We start from the raw sequence: 2721 nt of genomic DNA on the forward strand, positions 1-2721 counted from the left end.
TGAGCTTGTCCTGCGTCGGGGATGCCGCATCTTCGTCTTCGACCCGGTCAACCGTTTCGAGCATACCCCCGCGCCGGGGCAATCGGAAACGCAGTATCTTTCCAATTTTCTGAATCTGTTTACGGAGTTTGCCACGCAATATAATTGTCTGGTGATTCTTGTGGCGCACCCCCGAAAGATGAACCGCAATCCGGTGACGAACCATACTCCGCGTCCGGAAATGTACGACGTAAACGGGTCTGCCGATTTCTTCAACAAGGCGGATTATGGCTTGGTAGTGGAGCGTGACAAGGAGGTCGGAGTGACACGTGTCTATGTCGAAAAAGTGAAGTTCAAACACCTCGGAGCAGGTGGTGTGGCTACTTTTGTCTACGATCCCGTCAGCGGACGTTACCTCCCCTGCGAAGAGTCCCAAGACCCGTCCGTCCCACCGGAACAACGGGTCAGAAACACTGTCAATGACAGCTCGTGCTGGTTGCCGGAGAAGGAGCTGTTTGAATAGGTAATAGGTAATAAGTATTAGGTATTAAGTATTAGGTATTAAGTATTAGGTAATAAGTATTAGGTATTAAGTATTAGGTAATAAGTATTAGGTAATAAGTAATAGGTAATAGGTAATAATCGTAGTTGGTGAGGGTGGTGGGTAACAGGTCACGGGGGATGAGTAACGATGTGGATCACTGGTTGAATGGTGATTCATTTTGATACCGGTTTACTTTATTTTCGCACAGTTTTGAGGTAAATACGGATTCATGAAACGTCATCCGATAGAATGATTATATTTGCATTTCGATTCTAAGAAACAAATAATAAACCATTAATCTGTAAACAATGAGATTTAGTAACGTAAGATTATTAGTAAAGGACTTCGCCGGATGCTTCAAATTCTACACCGAACAACTCGGATTAGAGCCGGCCTGGGGAGATGAGAATAGCGGATACGCCAGTTTTAAAGTAGCCGACGGAATAGAAGGTCTCGCCCTTTTTGTATCCGACTGGATGGCGCCTTCGGCAGGTAATGCAGATAAGCAGCAGCCTGTTGGGATGCGTGAAAAATTAATGATCTCATTCAGTGTGGATAACGTGGACGAAACCTTTGTCGCACTGAAAGCAAAAGGCGTGACATTTATCAGTGAGCCTACGGATATGCCCGATTGGGGGATGCGTACCCTGTACCTGCGCGATCCCGAAGAAAATCTTATAGAACTCTTTACCCCTTTGGCACCGGAGAAATTTAGCCAGGAACTTATCGAAGAAGATCAGAAATTTCATTAAGAGACACGGCTGAAAAGCAACGTGCTCATCCGAGTGAGCCGGAAAATGATATTGAATGGGGCTGTCCGAAAAGAGAACGTCTGCTATCGTTTTGCTCTGTCATCCTAAGTCTGCCGAAGAATCAGCTCTTTATATTAGTCAAAGAAGAGATTCTTCTCCGTGTGCTGAATGATAGGTTGATAGTATTTATCTACTTTTCGGACAGCTTTATACGTTAATCGGGTATCTTGTCCGGAACTATTCTTATTTTGTTTTAACTGCTGATTGGCACCAATACTTAATACTTATCTTCAAGGTTCTTGCAGCACCTCTACGATCAGTCGTACTTGTGCGGGTGTGTAGTGTCTGCTTCGGGGATTCATGCCGGTGGATAGCAGGCGTTCTTTTAGTCCGGGTGCGGCTTCGATCCATTCGTTGAAGCGGTCTACTGCGCTTTGTTGCTGGACGTTGGGGATATATAGCATGGCGAGTTCTCCTTTTCCGTAGCTGCGGTATTGGAAGGATTTTTCTTCTTCCTGTTTTTGCAGGGTATCTGTATTTGCTTTCATTTTTGATTTAATTGTAGGGTTTGTAATGGGTATAAAGTTACTGTTTTTTACTGGATTTAGCAAATTTGTTGCTCATGAAAGTGTTGCTTTTATGCTTGTATTATTTAGTTGTTATTCACGTTGTCTGCTTGTCTTTTTGGGGGGTGTTTATTCGGGGTTGGTTGGGAGCTTTTTCAGCTTTTATCTGCTTTATGGTTACTTTGTATTCGCTTTTAGTATGCTTTCAATCTGTTTCTAATTCACTTTATTCTGCTTTATGCTGTCTTAATCCGTCTTAATCCGTCTTTATCCGTTTTATCCCGTCATAGTCCGGTGCAGTCCGTTGTAATCCGGGAAATCGCCGATGCACTGCCGTATCTTTGTTTCACCAACAGAAAGGGAGAATGTCCTTCTTTTCTTTAATACAAATTCAGTATGGCAACAGTGTCTGTGGTGCGCTATCAGCGCAAAAAAAAGATTGGTGATGACAAATCGCCGATAGTGTATGTGCTCAAACCCAAGCCGGGGGAATCGAAACTTTATTCTATCGAGTCGCTGGCGCGTGAGATCGAGTCGATCGGTTCGCTTTCGGTGGAAGATGTGGAGCACGTGATGCAATCCTTTGTCCGCTCGATGAAGAAGGTGCTCGTAGCAGGGAATAAGGTGAAGGTTGACGGCTTGGGGATTTTCTATACCACGCTTACTTGTCCCGGTGTGGAACAGGAAAAGGACTGTACGGTGAGGAATATTACTCGTGTCAACCTTCGTTTCAAGGTCGATAATTCTCTGCGGCTTGCCAACGACAGCACGGCTACCACACGTGGCGGGGACAATAACATGGTCTTCGAACTCATCTCCAAGAATGCGCCGGCTTCGGGAGGAAGCGGTGATGGCGGAGGCTCCGGTAGTGGCGGCGGCA

General features: G+C 45.3%; 3 protein-coding genes and 1 pseudogene. 3 read left to right on the forward strand and 1 reads right to left on the reverse strand.

The window, feature by feature from the left end; all coding sequences use genetic code 11:
• A pseudogene (locus DW640_RS23050) lies at positions 1-502 on the forward strand (DNA primase); the annotation flags it as partial.
• Positions 503-831: 329 nt separating this feature from the next.
• A complete protein-coding gene (locus DW640_RS23055; RefSeq protein WP_008763467.1) occupies positions 832-1275 on the forward strand; it encodes a VOC family protein in 444 nt (147 codons plus the stop codon).
• Between the two features lie 290 nt (positions 1276-1565).
• Here the strand turns inward: DW640_RS23055 and DW640_RS23060 are convergent, their stop codons facing one another.
• Positions 1566-1823 carry a DUF4248 domain-containing protein gene (locus DW640_RS23060; RefSeq protein WP_008765886.1) on the reverse strand — a complete coding sequence of 86 codons (258 nt, stop codon included), beginning with the start codon at positions 1821-1823 and terminating at the stop codon, positions 1566-1568.
• 414 nt (positions 1824-2237) lie between these two features.
• Between DW640_RS23060 and DW640_RS23070 the strand changes: the two genes are divergently transcribed.
• Positions 2238-2721, forward strand: a 484-nt coding sequence (locus tag DW640_RS23070; RefSeq protein ID WP_117578993.1) for an HU family DNA-binding protein, incomplete at its 3' end; no start/stop codon positions are given.

The sequence above is a fragment of the Bacteroides sp. AM23-12 genome, assembly GCF_003434395.1.
Taxonomy (GTDB): Bacteria; Bacteroidota; Bacteroidia; order Bacteroidales; family Bacteroidaceae; genus Bacteroides; species Bacteroides thetaiotaomicron.